Here is a 15,922-nt window from a genome sequence, read left to right on the forward strand (position 1 = left end):
TACTGATTATATTCAGACCCTGCCACGCACTGGCGGGGTCATTGTGTTGCAGAATGATGAGATAACAGCCCTGTTCTCTAATCGGCTTCTTGCCGGAGAACAGGGCTGTTCATTTAAACAGGTGTCAAGGGTGTGATCGATCCTCCGCTAGATAAATGTACGGTATTGCGTCCGTTGCGTTTGGAGCTGTAGAGCGCATGATCCGCTTCGGAGAGCAGCTCTTCAAGCGATATAGGTTCCCTGAACCCCTCCGCCACCCCGAAGCTTGCCGTTACATGGATCGGACCGGATGAGGTGTAGACTTCGCTGTGCTCAATGCTGTCACGGATAGCTTCGGAGAGCAGAGCCGCCCGCTTCAAGGAAGTGTCAGGCAGACAAATGACGAATTCTTCGCCTCCGTAACGTCCGAAAATATCCCCTTCGCGCACATGCTTACTGCATACACCGACAATATGCTGGAGCGCCGTATCGCCATATTGATGTCCGTAGCGGTCATTGATGCTCTTGAAAAAGTCGATATCGAGCAGAATGATGGACAAGGGGCGCTTGCTGCCAACTGCTTCCTCCAGCAGAGACCGGCTCCGCTCCATGAAGTGCGTACGGTTATAGATGCCGGTCAGGCTGTCGACAGTGGCGAGCTGCAGCAGCTTGGCCTGAAGCAGCGTCCGCTCTGTCACATCGATCAGCATAATCATCCGCCCGGCCAGGTGACCGTCATGCTTCTGCACCGGAGAGGATCTGACCTGGTAATAGCTGGTCTCCCCGTTGATATTCCAGGCCAGCTCACTTTCCTCGCTGAGCAGAGGGTCGGAGTTCATTACATAATCTACAGCGTCTTTGCCCGCAGTCAGGAACAGCTGGGCGAGCGGTCTGCCGATGGCCGATGAATCCAGGCCTTCCAGCATTTCTGTGGCAGCACGGTTATAGTCGACGAGCGTATCTTTGCGGTCCGTGACCAGCACTCCGTCACGCATGCTCTCGAACAAATTCTCCCGGGCGATGGGGGCCGCGGTAAGCATGCCCCTGGAAAGAATCGCCCAAATATAGAGGGTCGAAGTCACGCTCATAATCACCGGCACAGGGTCCATTCCATAAGGGGTCATGTTCATTAAATAGAGGAAGGCTCCCAGAGCCGGGAGGAACTGTCCGATGAAGATCGTCAGCATCTGCCGGCGGTAGACCCGCTTCATCCGGTTCCACTGCCAGAGAATGAGACACATTCCCGCAAGCATGCAGCCGAAGGTCAAACTGCCCTGCACAATATACCAAGGTCCCATCACGATGTCGATCAGCGGGGTGGGGGCACCCTCCCGGAAATGCATCGACTGATAGAACAGATGGTGATAATCGTTGGTCCATACGAGCACGGTAGAGATAAAGGGGATGGAGTACAGCGCGGTCAGCAGCCCTTTCTTAACCAGCCGGTCCAGGCCGACGAAATGCATGATCATAATCAGGCTGGAAGGAGCGATATAGGGCATTCCCAGATACTCCACCTTGACCCAAAAGCCAATCTCCTGCATGGTGCTGCCCGACAATTCCAGCGCGAAGCCAAAGGTATAGATCGCGGAAGTGATGGAGCTGAGGATAAAGGCATTGATTCCGGAGAAATCCGTTCTTCTGTAATAGGCGAACAGCGCGAGAAGTGCGCTCAGCACACCGGAGATGGAGACAATGATAATATAATTCGAGATCATAGATTCCATCGGCCGGGCCTCCAGGTAGTGTGGGCTGCCGAGGTTGGCCATGAGAGCAGGGACAACGGGGCATATAGCCATGAGGCGTTATTATAAGCATTAAACATCACGTATTGTCTCCTGTTTCAGCAAGAATATAGTTAAATAGTACCACATATCTTCATGGATAACATTCGGGATAAAACGCAGTGAAGCGTGAATACCGCTACCTTCTTTTATCGGCAGATTTCTTCATTATTAACAATGAAAGCGCCTCTCCTAGACAAAGTGACGGAATTTCACAGATGCAATTTTACTATTTGTCTAGTGAGTGTACCGGAAGCAAAGTGTACCATGTTAGTTAATACTACATTTCGAAAAGAAATCCAGCGTTTCATGAGAGTTTGCGTTATGTTAATTAACATTAATCGATCAGATTCAGGGATGAAGGGGGAGCTGGAAATGTCATTAGTAGCGGCGAGAATTCCTGAAATACAGCTGGAAAACGTTGAAATGCGTTATATGGCGGAGACTGCCGACGTACTTGCACTGCATCAGGTGAGCCTTGATATTGCCAAAGGAGAATTCGTCTCCCTGCTAGGTCCATCGGGGTGCGGCAAAACTACACTGCTCAGATTGATGGCAGATCTTATTACACCAACCGGCGGAAACATTACGGTGGCTGGCAAGAGCGCCAAGGAAGCCAGACTGGCCCAAAAGTACGGCATAGTTTTCCAGAGTCCGGTACTTTATGACTGGCGCAAGGTGAAACACAACATTACCCTGCCGCTGGAGCTGATGGGCGTCAAGAAGTCGATCCGTGAGGATAAGGCGCTGGAGCTGCTGGATCTCGTCGGGCTGCAAGGCTTCGCGGACAAATATCCCTGGCAGCTTAGCGGCGGCATGCAGCAACGGGTTGCGATTGCCAGAGCGCTGTCGATGGAGCCGGAGATTCTGCTCATGGATGAACCGTTCTCCGCACTGGATGAGTTTACCCGCGAGCGCCTGAATGAAGAGCTGCTGTCTGTCTGGAGCAAGGTGCAGAGCACCATTGTTTTTGTCACCCACAGCATTCCTGAATCCATTTTTCTGTCTGACCGTGTATTCGTGCTTTCTCCGCATCCGGGAAGGCTGTCGGCCATTGTTGATATTCCGCTGCCGCGTCCGCGTACGGCGGAAATGAGAAACAGCCCGCAGTTTTTTGAACTGATCGCCACAATCCGCGACAGCTTTGAAGGGGTGTAACGATGAAGGGGAACAGTACGTTTATGCGCAGCCGCGTGCTGCCGCTGTCCGTCTGGCTCCTTGGGCTGCTGATGGTGTGGGAGGCTGGCTCCTGGATGCTGCTCCATGTGGCACAAACGCCGCTGGCCCAGTCGAAGCTCCCTTATGTTCATGAAGTGGCGGCTACCTTATGGAAGTATAGCGGCACACTGGTTAAGGAGGGGGGAGCCACCTTTGGCAATGCGGGAGTCGGGTTTCTGATCGGGGCCTCTGCGGGTGTGGTTCTCGCTGTGCTGATGAGTCTGTCGAAGACGATCGAGCAGCTTGCCTTTCCGTATGCCATTGCTTCGCAGATGATCCCGATTCTGGGGCTTGCGCCCATTATTTACGGTATTGTACGTGATGAGCAGGTGTCCCGGATCATTATTTCCGGATACATTACCTTTTTCCCGGTTGCGCTCAACATGCTGCGCGGTCTGCGCAGCGTCGATCTGCCGGCGCTGGAGCTGATGCATTCTTATGCTGCCAAACCTTGGGCGGTGTACTGGAAGCTGCGCTTTCCGGCTGCACTGCCGGCACTGTTCAGCGGCCTCAAGGTCGCAGCCCCGCTTGCCGTGACCGGTGCGATTCTGGTAGAGCTTATGGGGGCGCAGCACGGCATTGGTGTGATCATGCTGCGCAATCTCTATTATGGTCCTTCCCATACGTATATGTTCTGGTCCACGGTAATTGTCGGCGCTCTGCTCGGAGTGGCGAGCTACGGACTGATGAGCCTCGCCGAACGCCTGGTTGCGCCATGGCAGCCTGAATTCCGTCCGAAGGGGGGCCGCCGCTAATGGAGGGAAATACTGTGCGTGAAGCAACGTTGATAACTTCTGCAGGGAATGAGGGAGCTACACCATCTCGTATAACAACGAAGAATAGCGCATTTACTGGACGGAGCAAGCGGAAGCTTGGACGCCGCTCTGTGAAATGGCTGAACGCTGGCGTGATTCTGCCTCTGCTGGCCGGTGTGCTTTTTCTGGTTCTCTGGGAAGCACAAATATTCCACAAGCTGTTCGATCTGAAAAAATACCAGCTGCCGCTGCCTTCGGCCATAGCGGAGGCGATAAGGGATAATTTCAGCCTGCTCTTGTCCTATACCGGCTATACGCTGACTGAGGCTGTGGTGGGAATGCTGATCGGTTCGGCCTGCGGCTTCCTGATCGCCCTGATCGCAACGGCCTGGCCCCGCTGGGGCGGTGGCAGCCTGACACTGGTCGCCGCACTGAATGCTGTGCCGATTGTTGCGCTGGCACCGATTATGAATCTGTGGTTCGGCGACGGGATCGGCTCGCGTGCGGCAATCGTTACGGCAACGACCATGGCGGCGATGGCTATCAATGCCTATAAAGGGATGGTATCAGTCGATCCGCTGGCGCTGGATTTAATGCATTCCTACGCAGCCGGCAAGCCGGCGGTGTTCCGCTATCTGCGGATTCAGAGCAGTCTGCCGTATGTGTTCACTGCGCTGAAGATCAATGCTACCGCAAGTATGATCGGAGCGATTGTCGGAGAGTTTTTCTTCTCCTCCAGAGGGCTTGGCTACCTGCTATCCAACTCGATCAAGGTGGCCAAGATGCCGCTGGGCTGGTCCTGCATCGTACTTGCAGCTATAGCCGGAGTCATCTTCTATCTGGTAGTGGAGCGGCTGGAGAAGGTATTCATCAAGTGGCATTCCTCCCAGCGTGCGTCATCTTAAATCTGTTACACCAAACTACAAATTCAAATGGGTAGGGGAGCTGCGTGATGAAAGGGAACAAAGGCAAATTTCACGGTGGGCTGTTGATGGCGGTAATGATCATGGCAATCTCTTTGCTGGCAGGTTGTGGAGGTAACAACAATAATAATGCTCCGGCGGCTGAAGCGACGGCAGGCACGGGAGGGGCTTCGGCTTCACCGGAAACGGCGGCCACAGAACCGGCTGCGGAGCCGGTGACGGTCAAGCTCCAGCTGAAATGGGTGCCGCAGGCCCAATTTGCCGGATACTTTCTGGCCCAGGACAAGGGGTACTATGCTGAAGAAGGTCTTAATGTGGAGATCCTGCCCGGCGGCCCGGATATAGTACCTGAACAACAGGTCGCGGGCGGCTCAGCCGATATCGGCGTGGATTGGGTGGCGAGTCTGCTGACCAGCCAGGAACAGGAAATGCCGCTGGTGCAGATTGCGCAAATCTACCAGAAGAGCGGACTCGTGCTGGTGTCCAAGAAGGAGGCGGGAATCAGCAGTGCAGCGGATCTGAAAGGCAAAAAAGTCGGCAACTGGATGGGTGGCAACGAGTTTGAAATCCTTGCGCTTTTTGATAAATACAAGCTGGATTCCAACAAGGACCTGAACTTCACGAAGCAGGGCTTCACGATGGACCAATTCCTTGGCGGCGAAATCGACGCGGCTTCGGCGATGACGTATAACGAATATCAGGTTGTGCTGGAATCGGGCATCAAGGCCGAAGAGCTGGATGTGATTGATATGAATGATGAAGGCGTAGCGATGCTCGAAGACAATCTGTTCGCCAATAAAGAATGGCTTGCAGACAATAAGGAGACAGCGGCCAAATTCGTCCGTGCTTCCTTGAAGGGCTGGAAGGATGCCATCGCCGATCCTGAGGCGGCTGTGGATAGTGTTATGAAGCTCGCTGAAGAAGGCAGCACTTCAAGGGAGCATCAGCTCACGATGATGACGGAGGTTGCCAAGCTGATCCAGCCGGAGGGCTTTGACGTTTCCAAGCTGGGGTATACCGATGCAGCTGCATTCCAGCAGACGGCAGACATCGCGCTCAAATTCGGTGTAATCAAAGAGGCGGCCAACGTGGAAGAAGCCTATACGAACGAGATTGTTGAAATGGCGGCAAAATAAGCGGTTTCCCTCATATTGATGATAGATGGCCGCCCGTTCTGTCGGTCATCTGTTATCATCGGCATCCAGAAACAGTGAAAGAGGTGCGGGCTATGTCTCTGCTGGCGAAGCAGACTGAAAAAGTCAGGAATTATATAAACGGGGTTTGGGTGGCGTCATCATCCGGGCGGGAGGAGGAAGTGTTCAACCCGGCAACCGGAGAAGTGATTGCTTATGTGCCGATTTCCAGCCGCGAAGAGCTGGATACTGCGGTGCAAGCTGCGGCAGAGGCATTTCATTCATGGAAAAGGGTTGCCGTTCCGCGGAGGGCCCGCTATTTCTTCCAGTACCAGCAGCTGCTGGTGCAGCACTGGAATGAGCTGGCTGAGCTGATTACGCTGGAGAACGGCAAAAGCCTGGAGGAAGCGCTGGGCGAAGTGCAGCGCGGTATTGAATGTGTGGAGTTTGCCTCCGGCATCCCCACACTGATGATGGGCAGCCAGCTGCCGGATATTGCCACCGGAATTGAATCGGGTATGTACCGCTACCCCCTGGGGGTGATCGGCGGGATCGCGCCCTTTAACTTCCCGATGATGGTGCCCTGCTGGATGTTTCCGCTGGCAGTGGCCTGCGGCAATACCTTTGTGCTGAAGCCTTCCGAACGGACGCCGCTGCTGATGAACCGGCTGGCGGAGCTGTTTGCGGAAGCGGGGTTTCCGCCGGGTGTGCTGAATGTGGTGCATGGATCGCATGATGTAGTGGGTGGATTACTTGAACACGACGAGGTGAAGGCGATTTCCTTTGTCGGCTCACAGCCGGTAGCGGAATATGTGTATAAGCAAGGAACTGCACACGGCAAGCGGGTGCAGGCACTGGCCGGAGCCAAAAACCATTCGATTGTGCTGCAAGATGCCGATCTGGGCAATGCGGTGAAGAATATTATCGCTGCGGCCTTCGGGTCGGCGGGCGAGCGTTGCATGGCCTGCTCGGTGGTCGTCGTGCAGGAGACGATTGCCGACGAACTGGTGCGCCGTCTCCTTGAGGCGGCCGACGGGCTGAAGATCGGCGACGGCAGAGAGGCCGGAGTATTTCTCGGGCCGGTCATCCGCCAGTCGAACAAGGACCGCACGCTGGCTTATATTGAGGCAGGTGTACAGGAGAAGGCGGAGCTGGTGCGGGACGGCCGGAAAGATGCAGCGGCGGGAGGCAAGGGCTACTTTCTCGGGCCGACCATCTTCGACCGTGTAGAGCCGGGAATGACGATCTGGCGCGATGAGATTTTCGCTCCGCTGCTGTCTGTGGTGCGTGTCAAGGATCTGGCGGAGGCGATAAACGTAACGAATCAGTCCCCGTTTGCTAATGGAGCCTGTATTTATACGGACAGCGCTAAGGCGGTCCGGGAATTCCGGGAAGAGATTGATGCCGGAATGCTTGGCGTGAATCTCGGTGTGCCTGCGCCGATGGCCTTCTTCCCTTTCTCGGGCTATAAGAAATCGTTCTATGGAGACCTGCACACCAACGGCCGTGACGGTGTGGAATTCTATACCCGCAAGAAAATGATCACTGCGCGTTATTGACCACAATGGAATGTTGAGAGGAGAGATTGCGGTGCAGAGCCTGGAGAACGAAAGTGAGCTGGCCGTCAAGAAAGATCAGCAGTATCTATGGCATAACATTACACCTTACAGCGAGAGCCATCCGCCGATGATCGCGGCGACGGCAAGCGGATCATGGGTTACCGATATTGACGGGAATAAATTTCTGGACGGGATGTCCGGGCTGTGGTGCGTCAATGTCGGATATGGGCGCAAGGAGCTGGCCGATGCGGCCTATCAGCAGCTGCTCACCCTGCCTTATTTTCCGCTCACGCAGAGCCATAGGCCGGCTATCGCGCTTGCCGAGAAGTTGAATGAATGGCTGGGCGACGACTATGTCATTTTCTTCTCCAACAGCGGATCGGAAGCGAACGAAGCGGCCTTCAAAATGGCCCGCCAATACCAGCAGCAAATCGGCCAGCATTACCGGCATAAATTCATTGCCCGCTACCGCGGTTATCATGGCAGCTCGCTCGGCGCCCTGTCAGCGACCGGCCAGGCGCAGCGCAAATATAAATATGAGCCGCTGACCGGCGGATTCCTCCATGTGGCACCGCCCGACAGCTACCGCCGTCCTGACGGCTTGACTGTGGAGACGTTCAACCTCCAATGTGCGCAGGCCATTGAGGATACGATTGTCTGGGAGGGAGCAGAAACGGTTGCGGCGGTAATTATGGAGCCGGTGATTACCGGAGGCGGAGTCATTGTGCCGCATCAGGTGTATATGGACCGGGTGCAGGAAATCTGCCGCAAGCATGGAGTGCTGCTGATTATTGATGAGGTCATCTGCGGCTTCGGGCGTTCCGGCCGCAACTTCGGCCATCACAATTTCAGCATCAAACCTGATATAGTGACGATGGCCAAAGGGCTGACCAGCGCCTATCTTCCGCTGTCGGCAACGGCGGTGCGCAAGGATATTTATGAGGTCTTTAAGGACAACAGTGATGATTACGGATATTTCCGCCATGTGAATACGTTCGGCGGCAATCCTGCGGCCTGTGCGCTTGCGCTGCGTAACCTGGAGATTCTGGAGCAGGAGCATTTGGTGGAGCGTGCTGAAATCCTCGGGCAAAGGCTGGCAGGTGCATTCTCCGGGCTGCGGGATCACAAGCTGGTAGGAGATGTCCGCAGCTTTGGACTGGTCATCGGCATTGAGCTGGTGGCAGATAAAGCCACCAAGCAGCCTGCCGATCTGGCTGTCGTCAAAGGCATTATTGCCGAATGCAAATCCAAAGGGCTGATCATCGGCAAAAACGGAGATACGGTGGCGGGCTTCAACAATGTGCTTACCTTCGCACCGCCGTTATCCTCCACCGATGAGGATGTGCAGTTTATAATCGACACGTTCAAAGCTGTGCTGAACGGGAGCTGGGCAGAGTGAATTTCTCCGGGTACAGGAACTGGTAGGCACGCAGGGCGACCTGAATGGAGATGCGGTTCTCCGGCAGCATGAAGTCTTCGCCCAGCAGTTCAGTGATTTTGTCCAGCCGGTAATAGAGCGACTGTCTGACGATAAACAAATTGCGGGCGGCGATTTGCTTTGAGCCGTCATGGTCGAGATAGACGCGCAGCGTCAGCAGGAGCTCGCTCCCTTTGGACTGGTCGTGATCGATCAGCGGGCCGAGATAGCTGCGGATGAAATTCTCCAGCGTCTTGCCGTCATTCAGGTTCAGCAGCAGCTGGAATACGCCGAGCTCTTCGTAGAACAACACAGACTTCTGGTAACAAGTATAGAGAGACAGTGCTTGTACGGCTTCCTGATAACCGGCATAGGCATGTTTCAGGCCCCTGTGGGACTTGCTGACTCCAATAACGAGCTGCAGGTCCTTCAATTTCTCGTCGGAGCGGATATGCAGCAGGGAATCAAGCGCCTGCTGCAGCCGCAGCTTGCCGGGCAGCTTGGACTGGATATCCAGCGCGATGACAGTGAGCCGGTTGTTCTTGAGTGTGATCAGCGGGCGCAGCGAGTATTTCTCGAAGATGGAGCGGAGAATGAGCGACAGATGGAAGGTGATGGATTCCCAATCATTCTCCGAGCTGTTCCATTTAACATCGCGGGGATTCTCGATTTCAATCAGGCATACGCGGTACGGCAGCTCATTCACGACATTGAAGTCGGGCCCCGCCAGTCCCTTGAGCCGGTTGTCATCCTGGGTGCGGCCGCTGATCAGCTCATCCACCCACAGGTTCTCGGAGAACAGCTTGCGTTCCTCCATATACCGTGTGCGCAGCAGCTCCTGGGCAATCGACAGGGAGGCGGAATCCAACAGCAGGCAGTCGAACTCCTGGGGTTTGTGGCTGCTGACCATCAGGATATAAGCCCAGGTCTGGTCGAGCGCGCCCACCGGCTTCAGCGCGATCAGCTTATGGCCGTATTCGCGGATGTAAGGTGCGGCATCGGGCTGTACGCCCTCCATCTCCTCGCTGAAGGCTTCGAAGAACTGAAGCAATGGGGCCTGATCCTCGGGCGGCAGCGCCGGGAAGAACAGGGGTTTGCCCTGCAGCTGCATATATACAATTTGCGTGCGGGTGCTTTTACATAATAGCTGCAGAACCTTAAGGGTCCCTTGGGAAGTCAGCGTCAGGCGGTGGAATTCACGGGAGATGCTCTCCAGCTCCTGCAGCATGCGGTGATGGCGGTTGATGATGAGGGAATGCAGATCAAGCGTGATATCCACGAAACGTACCGTTCGGGTGAAAATAATCAGCGGGAAATCGTGGCTGTTCGCCAGGTCGATCATCTCCTGCGGGATTTTGCAGAAATACTCTCCCAGCTCGATGCACAAACAGGCGGCATTCTTATCGATCAAATTGTGCATAAACGATAAGGAGGAAGGCAAATCAACACTTACACCCATCCCCGTAGTCAATATCATCTCTTCCCCGTGAATCAGCCTTTCAAAACTGGCGCTTTCCAGCACATGCACCCAGCGAATCGCCCGGTTCAGGCCGTTTTTTCCGCCGATAAGCTCCGCTTCCGCAAACAGCGGTCTTTTCAGCGCATCGCGGACCGTAAATACAAGTTCCCAATCCATAAGCTTCCCCCTCGCTATGTCGTCAGGCAGGTAAAAAATACACTTTTGAAATTAGACAATGTGTCTAATGTAACGAAAAATCAAAATGACTATAGTTTGAATATAATATGTTAGGAAATATAACTCATTCAGAAAGAAAATAGAATGAATTCTTTGATTTATTGTCCATTTTACTACATTAAGCCTGATAAGTAAGTGAAATATTAAGGCGATTATTGAAATAATGTTATATTATATAACACAAAGATGATTTCGATGATGGAAATGTGATTTTTTATCCGGCAATGCCTGGGAACACTACTCGTCCAGAAGGAGGGAGATCTGATGGAGCATTCTTCTCCGTTAACCACGTTTACGCCTGATATGTTCATGCGCAACTTCGCCGAGGCTGAGCCGGGTTTAACCCGCAAAGGTGCAATCGAAGAATCCAACCGTTGTCTGTATTGTTATGACGCCCCCTGTATTAAAGCCTGCCCGACCAGCATTAATATTCCTTCGTTTATTAAGCGGATCGCCACCGATAATTTAAAAGGTTCAGCGCAGACGATCATGGACTCCAATCCTGTAGGCGCGAGTTGCGCCCGTGTCTGTCCAACCGGGGAGTTGTGCGAAGGCGCATGCGTTCTGAATGATGCTTCGGCACCAATCCAGATCGGACTGCTGCAGCGTTATGCCACGGACTGGGCTATAAGCAGCGGTGTTCAGTTATTCAAAGCCGGTGCTCCTAATGACAAAAAGGTCGCTGTCATCGGCAGCGGTCCTGCCGGGTTGTCTGCGGCTAGAGAGCTGGCGCGTGAAGGCTTCCAGGTGGTGATCTATGAGGCGAAGCCGCTCGCCGGCGGGCTGGATACACATGGTATTGTCTCTTTCCGGCTGCCGCAGTCTATATCGCTGTGGGAAGTGGAGCAGGTGGAGCAGCTGGGCGTGGAGATCCGCACCGGAACGAAGGTTGGCGTTGACGTCTCCGTGGAGGAGCTGAAGGCGGAGTATGATGCCATTGTGCTGGCTGCAGGGATGGGGTATGTTCCTCCGCTTGGCATTGAAGGTGAGAAGCTGTCCGGGGTATACGATGCGATAGAGCTGGTGGAAACCACCAAGACAGGCATTCCGACACTGGAGCTGATGGGCCAGCGCGTCGCTGTCATCGGCGCAGGCAATACGGCCATTGATGCGGCAACCTGCTCGGTGCGGCTGGGGGCATCGAATGTGAAGATGGTCTACCGCCGTACGCGCTCGGAGATGACGGCCTACGATTTCGAATATGAATTTGCCAAGCAGGAAGGTGTGGAATTTAACTGGCTGACTTTGCCGAAGCGTATTGTCGGGGACGAGCTCGGCAATGTTACGGCACTGGAGTGCGTGCAGATGAAGCTGACCGGGGAGACCGGCAAAGACGGCCGCCTTGCGCCGATGCCTGTTGAGGGCTCTGAATTCCTGATACCGGTGGATGCGGTTGTGGTGGCGATCGGACAGAAGCGGCGGCTGGACCTGATTGAAGCGCTCGGTCTTGAGCACAACTATGGGGTTGTCAAAATTGATGAGAAGACCGGACGGACGTCCGATCCGCAGATTTATGCCGCCGGTGATATTGTGTTTGGTTCCGGCAAAGGCGAAGCGATGGTCGTATCCGCCGCCCAGCAGGGCAAAGACGCTGCTTATGCTATTGTGAAGCAATTGTCGGGCCTGCAGGAAAGCGTGGCAGGTTCTGCTGTCTAAACGGGGAGTGCCAAGCAATACAAGACCGGCGGCTTCAACCGGACTTTATATGACAGGGAGGGAACATCAATGGCAGATTTGAGTATTGATCTTGCAGGTATCAAGTCACCTAATCCATTCTGGCTGGCGTCTGCGCCGCCCACCAATACAGGCTATCAAGTGCAGCGGGCGTTCGAGGCCGGCTGGGGAGGGGCGGTGTGGAAGACACTCGGTGATCCGATTATTAACACCTCCTCCCGGTTTGCGGCCGTGCATTTCAACGGTCAGCGTGTGGCGGGCTTCAACAATATCGAGCTGATTACGGACCGCCCGCTTGAGGTGAACCTGAAGGAGATCTATGAAACGAAGAAAAAGTTTCCGGGTCATGCGATTATTGCCTCCCTGATGGTCGAACCGAGGCAGGACAAATGGCATGAAATCGTCAAACGGGTAGAGGCTGTCGGCGTAGACGGCCTGGAGCTTAACTTTGGCTGCCCGCACGGGATGGCGGAACGCGGTATGGGCGCAGCCTCCGGCCAGCAGCCCGACCTCGTACAGGCGCAGACGACCTGGGTCAAAGAAGTCGCAACCACGCCGGTCATTGTGAAACTGACCCCGAATATAACGGATATTACAGTCGTTGCCCGCCATGCCGTCAAAGGCGGCGCCGATGCGATCAGCCTGATTAATACAATCAACAGCCTGGCCGGCGTGGACATTCACAGCTGGAACACGATTCCGAATGTCGGCGGCCAAGGCGCGCATGGCGGTTATTGCGGCCCGGCGGTGAAGCCGATTGCGCTCAGCATGGTGGCCGAATGCGCCCGCGACCGCGGGGTTGGCGTGCCGATCTCCGGAATTGGCGGCATCTCCACCTGGCAGGATGTGGTCGAGTTCATGCTGATGGGCTCCACTGGCATTCAGGTGTGCACGGCAGTCATGCATCACGGCTTCCGGATCGTTGAGGAAATGATCGACGGCCTGAACAATTATCTGGATGATAAAGGGCTGGCTTCGGTCACTGAGCTGATCGGTAAATCGGTGTCTAAGTACTCCAATTGGGGTGATCTGGACCTCAACTATAAAGTCGTAGCACGGATTAACGAGGAGAACTGCATCAACTGCAACAAATGCCATATTGCCTGTGAGGATGCTTCGCATCAATGTATCGACATGTTAACGGATGCCGCAGGAAAGGCGATTCTGCAAGTGCGTGAAGAAGACTGTGTGGGCTGCAATTTGTGCTCCATTGTCTGCCCGGCTGACGGAGCTATTGATATGGTTGCCCTGGACAGCGGCGCGGCGCCTCTAACCTGGAATCAGCGTCAGAAGGTCATTAGCGGCTTGAACGGCTCGTATTCAGAAGCGGAGGTGGTCTAGCATGAAGAAGATAATCAAAAATGGCATTATCGTTACCGCAGCGGATACTTATACGGGAGATGTGCTGTTTGAGGACGGCATTATTACCGGAATAGGGCTGAATCTGGAAGCGCCGGGTGCGGAGATTATTGACGCTTCCGGCTGTTATGTCTTTCCGGGAGGGATAGATCCCCATACACATCTGGATATGCCTTTCGGGGGGACCGTGACGGCTGATGACTTCGAGACCGGCACGATTGCCGCCGCCTATGGCGGAACGACAACGGTCATCGACTTCTGCCTGACGACCAAAGGCCAGCCGCTTCAGCGGGCTGTCGATACCTGGCATAACAAATCACAGGATAAAGCGGTGATTGATTACAGCTTTCATCTGATGGTTTCGGAGCTGAATGACAAGGTGCTGGGCGAGCTGCCGCAAATTATTGAAGACGAAGGCATCACTTCGCTGAAGGTGTTCATGGCCTACAAGAACACTTTTCAGGCCGATGACGGCGTGCTGTACAAGACTTTGCAGGCGGCCAAGCGGGAAGGCGCACTCGTTATGGTCCATGCCGAGAACGGCGATGTGATCGAATATCTGGTGGAGCAGGCTCTGGCCGCAGGCAACACCGATCCGATCTACCATGCGCTGACCCGCCCTCCGGAGCTGGAGGGCGAAGCCACGGGCCGGGCCGCTTACCTGACGGAGCTGGCCGATTCGCAGCTGTATGTCGTACATGTCACCTGCGCTGAAGCGGCCTGGAAGATTGCCGAAGCCCGCAAGAAGGGGCTGCGTGTCTACGGTGAAACCTGCCCGCAATATCTGGTGCTGGATCAGACCGCGCTTGCGAAGCCTGATTTTGAAGGCGCCAAATATGTCTGGTCCCCGCCGCTGCGTGAGCAGTGGAACCAGGAGGTGCTGTGGGATGCGCTGTGGAGCGGCACGCTGCAAACGATCGGTTCCGATCAGTGCTCCTTTGACTTCAAGGGGCAGAAGGATCTGGGTCTGGGCGACTTCTCCAAGATCCCGAACGGCGGGCCGACAATTGAAGACCGGTTCAGCCTGCTCTACTCCGAAGGGGTGCAGAAGGGGCGGATTTCGCTTAATAAATTTGTGGATATCATCTCGACCTCCAGTGCCAAGTTGTTTGGCCTATTTCCCCAAAAGGGCACCATAGCTGTGGGCAGTGACGCCGACATTGTGATTTTCGACCCGTCGGTGGAAAGAACATTGTCTGCTGAAACCCATCATATGAACGTCGATTACAACGCGTTTGAAGGATTTGAGGTTAAAGGCGAACCGGTATCCGTACTCAGCCGGGGTGAATTCGTGATCCGCGACAAGCAGTTTGTCGGCCGGGCGGGTTCCGGCAAATACCTGCACCGCAAACGGTTTGCAGCAGAAGTGCCGCGTCCGGCCAAAACGGAAATCAGCGGAGGAGTGGTCTGAGATGTCCGCATTTGATGAGTTTGACCAAGAGAGGCAGGAGATTGACGCTTTGCTGCTGCAAGGCTACTCCATCGTCAGTATTGAAGAGGATTTGGACGGTGCCAGGGTAAAATTTATTCACAGCAGCCCGGGCAGGGTGCCGGTGGAGCTGCAGCTGCTGACGGCGGATGCGCGCAAGCATGTGACGACAGCGGTTTTATCAGGTCAGAGACCGGCCACCCCCATAGAAACGCATACGTAAGGCGCGACAATTCTAAGATACAGGGTCTGCGTGTCAAAAAACTGCCGGTAGGCCAAGAAACATTGGCTTCGATCCGGCAGTCTTTTTTGTGCAGTCAGGCAGACTTATGTAGCGAACTTGCCCTGCTAAAGGCTGCAGAGGGAAGTGGCGCCAAGAAGACTATGCCTGCAGCGATAGCTTGTCCAAATACTCGGACCGCAGAATCGACATGATGTGCAGCGACTCGAAAGAATCCCCAGTCTTTACACAGTCCCTAAGGGTGCCTTCCAGTGTGAACCCTGCACCTTCATAGACATGACGGGCTCTGGAGTTATGTTCTTTAACGTCCAGCCACAGCCGGTGGGTTTCGGTTTGGGTGAAGATCCAATCCGTCAGCAGGGAGAGGGTTGTTTTTCCGTAGCCTCGTTCCTTGGCCTGTATGACAAGCCGCTTAATGCAGACACTAAGATTAGGGTCCTGCAGCCCCGTTATAATCACATAGCCTGCTTGTTTCCCGGACTTATCCTGGGTGATGAGATGCAGAATGTCCCCGTCCTGTAGTGCTGCATCATGCTGTTCCCTGCTCCATTGTCCGATAAAGCGGCGATTAGATTCGGCCTGCTCGGCAGCCAGGACAAAATCCAAATCTTGAAGCACAGTTTTCCGTATATCCAGCAGTCCGGATGGTATTAACATGAATCTCTCCCCTTTACATTGATAATCATAGCAACATAGTACAAGAAGAACAGGATGCTGCCAACAGAAAAGGCCATCCTGCGCCAATGTATTGTATA

13 protein-coding genes are annotated in these 15,922 nt (G+C 54.5%); 10 read left to right on the top strand and 3 right to left on the bottom strand.

Annotated elements, in window-relative coordinates; translation table 11 throughout:
- Positions 1-113: 113 nt before the first annotated feature.
- Complete coding sequence (locus NYE29_RS11960) at positions 114-1,706, bottom strand: histidine kinase N-terminal 7TM domain-containing protein (RefSeq protein WP_340896121.1); 1,593 nt, start codon at positions 1,704-1,706, stop codon at positions 114-116.
- A gap of 432 nt (positions 1,707-2,138) precedes the next feature.
- Here NYE29_RS11960 and NYE29_RS11965 point away from each other — a divergent pair, with 432 nt between their 5' ends.
- From NYE29_RS11965 to NYE29_RS11990, 6 genes are all read left to right on the top strand, one after another.
- Entirely contained in the window at positions 2,139-2,921 is a 783-nt protein-coding gene (locus NYE29_RS11965) for an ABC transporter ATP-binding protein (protein ID WP_038597670.1), read from the top strand.
- Between the two features lie 2 nt (positions 2,922-2,923).
- Complete coding sequence (locus NYE29_RS11970) at positions 2,924-3,736, top strand: ABC transporter permease (RefSeq protein ID WP_076111033.1); 813 nt, start codon at positions 2,924-2,926, stop codon at positions 3,734-3,736.
- Positions 3,736-4,641, top strand: coding sequence for an ABC transporter permease (locus tag NYE29_RS11975; RefSeq protein ID WP_340896123.1), 906 nt, complete (start codon positions 3,736-3,738; stop codon positions 4,639-4,641). Before NYE29_RS11970 ends, NYE29_RS11975 begins: the two co-directional genes overlap by 1 nt.
- Before the next feature lie 47 nt (positions 4,642-4,688).
- Complete coding sequence (locus tag NYE29_RS11980; RefSeq protein ID WP_340896124.1) at positions 4,689-5,795, top strand: ABC transporter substrate-binding protein; 1,107 nt, start codon at positions 4,689-4,691, stop codon at positions 5,793-5,795.
- A gap of 92 nt (positions 5,796-5,887) precedes the next feature.
- Positions 5,888-7,351, top strand: coding sequence for a CoA-acylating methylmalonate-semialdehyde dehydrogenase (locus tag NYE29_RS11985; protein ID WP_340896126.1), 1,464 nt, complete (start codon positions 5,888-5,890; stop codon positions 7,349-7,351).
- A 10-nt stretch (positions 7,352-7,361) separates the two neighbouring features.
- A complete protein-coding gene (locus NYE29_RS11990; RefSeq protein WP_340896128.1) occupies positions 7,362-8,750 on the top strand; it encodes an aspartate aminotransferase family protein in 1,389 nt (462 codons plus the stop codon).
- Here NYE29_RS11990 and NYE29_RS11995 read toward each other — a convergent pair.
- Entirely contained in the window at positions 8,716-10,404 is a 1,689-nt protein-coding gene (locus NYE29_RS11995) for a PucR family transcriptional regulator (protein WP_076111038.1), read from the bottom strand. The two genes, NYE29_RS11990 and NYE29_RS11995, sit on opposite strands and share 35 nt — an antisense overlap.
- 324 nt (positions 10,405-10,728) lie before the next feature.
- Between NYE29_RS11995 and NYE29_RS12000 the strand changes: the two genes are divergently transcribed.
- From NYE29_RS12000 to NYE29_RS12015, 4 genes are all read left to right on the top strand, one after another.
- Positions 10,729-12,120: an NAD(P)-dependent oxidoreductase gene (locus NYE29_RS12000; protein WP_340896129.1), complete on the top strand. Its 1,392-nt coding sequence runs from the start codon at positions 10,729-10,731 to the stop codon at positions 12,118-12,120.
- A gap of 69 nt (positions 12,121-12,189) precedes the next feature.
- Complete coding sequence (preA, locus tag NYE29_RS12005; RefSeq protein ID WP_038597650.1) at positions 12,190-13,479, top strand: NAD-dependent dihydropyrimidine dehydrogenase subunit PreA; 1,290 nt, start codon at positions 12,190-12,192, stop codon at positions 13,477-13,479.
- Between the two features lies 1 nt (position 13,480).
- The gene (gene hydA / locus NYE29_RS12010) at positions 13,481-14,908 is read left to right on the top strand and encodes a dihydropyrimidinase (protein WP_340896133.1); all 1,428 of its coding nucleotides are present in this window, start codon (positions 13,481-13,483) and stop codon (positions 14,906-14,908) included.
- A 1-nt stretch (position 14,909) separates the two neighbouring features.
- Positions 14,910-15,149 carry a hypothetical protein gene (locus NYE29_RS12015; protein ID WP_340896135.1) on the top strand — a complete coding sequence of 80 codons (240 nt, stop codon included), beginning with the start codon at positions 14,910-14,912 and terminating at the stop codon, positions 15,147-15,149.
- 159 nt (positions 15,150-15,308) lie between these two features.
- Here NYE29_RS12015 and NYE29_RS12020 read toward each other — a convergent pair whose 3' ends face one another.
- On the bottom strand, positions 15,309-15,824 hold the full coding sequence (locus NYE29_RS12020) for a GNAT family N-acetyltransferase (RefSeq protein WP_340896136.1): 516 nt from the start codon (positions 15,822-15,824) through the stop codon (positions 15,309-15,311).
- Between the last annotated feature and the right edge of the window lie 98 nt (positions 15,825-15,922).

It is taken from the genome of Paenibacillus sp. FSL M7-1046, from assembly GCF_038007405.1.
In the GTDB taxonomy this organism is placed as follows: Bacteria; Bacillota; Bacilli; order Paenibacillales; family Paenibacillaceae; genus Paenibacillus_AQ.

Coding starts and splice junctions, on each gene's coding strand:
- preA (WP_038597650.1), top strand. CDS start 12,190: ATGGCAGATTTGAGTATTGATCTTGCAGGTATCAAGTCACCTAATCCA.
- NYE29_RS11960 (WP_340896121.1), bottom strand. CDS start 1,706: ATGGAATCTATGATCTCGAATTATATTATCATTGTCTCCATCTCCGGT.
- NYE29_RS11965 (WP_038597670.1), top strand. CDS start 2,139: ATGTCATTAGTAGCGGCGAGAATTCCTGAAATACAGCTGGAAAACGTT.
- NYE29_RS11985 (WP_340896126.1), top strand. CDS start 5,888: ATGTCTCTGCTGGCGAAGCAGACTGAAAAAGTCAGGAATTATATAAAC.
- NYE29_RS11995 (WP_076111038.1), bottom strand. CDS start 10,404: ATGGATTGGGAACTTGTATTTACGGTCCGCGATGCGCTGAAAAGACCG.
- NYE29_RS12020 (WP_340896136.1), bottom strand. CDS start 15,824: ATGTTAATACCATCCGGACTGCTGGATATACGGAAAACTGTGCTTCAA.
- NYE29_RS11980 (WP_340896124.1), top strand. CDS start 4,689: ATGAAAGGGAACAAAGGCAAATTTCACGGTGGGCTGTTGATGGCGGTA.
- NYE29_RS12015 (WP_340896135.1), top strand. CDS start 14,910: ATGTCCGCATTTGATGAGTTTGACCAAGAGAGGCAGGAGATTGACGCT.
- hydA (WP_340896133.1), top strand. CDS start 13,481: ATGAAGAAGATAATCAAAAATGGCATTATCGTTACCGCAGCGGATACT.
- NYE29_RS11975 (WP_340896123.1), top strand. CDS start 3,736: ATGGAGGGAAATACTGTGCGTGAAGCAACGTTGATAACTTCTGCAGGG.
- NYE29_RS11990 (WP_340896128.1), top strand. CDS start 7,362: ATGTTGAGAGGAGAGATTGCGGTGCAGAGCCTGGAGAACGAAAGTGAG.
- NYE29_RS11970 (WP_076111033.1), top strand. CDS start 2,924: ATGAAGGGGAACAGTACGTTTATGCGCAGCCGCGTGCTGCCGCTGTCC.
- NYE29_RS12000 (WP_340896129.1), top strand. CDS start 10,729: ATGGAGCATTCTTCTCCGTTAACCACGTTTACGCCTGATATGTTCATG.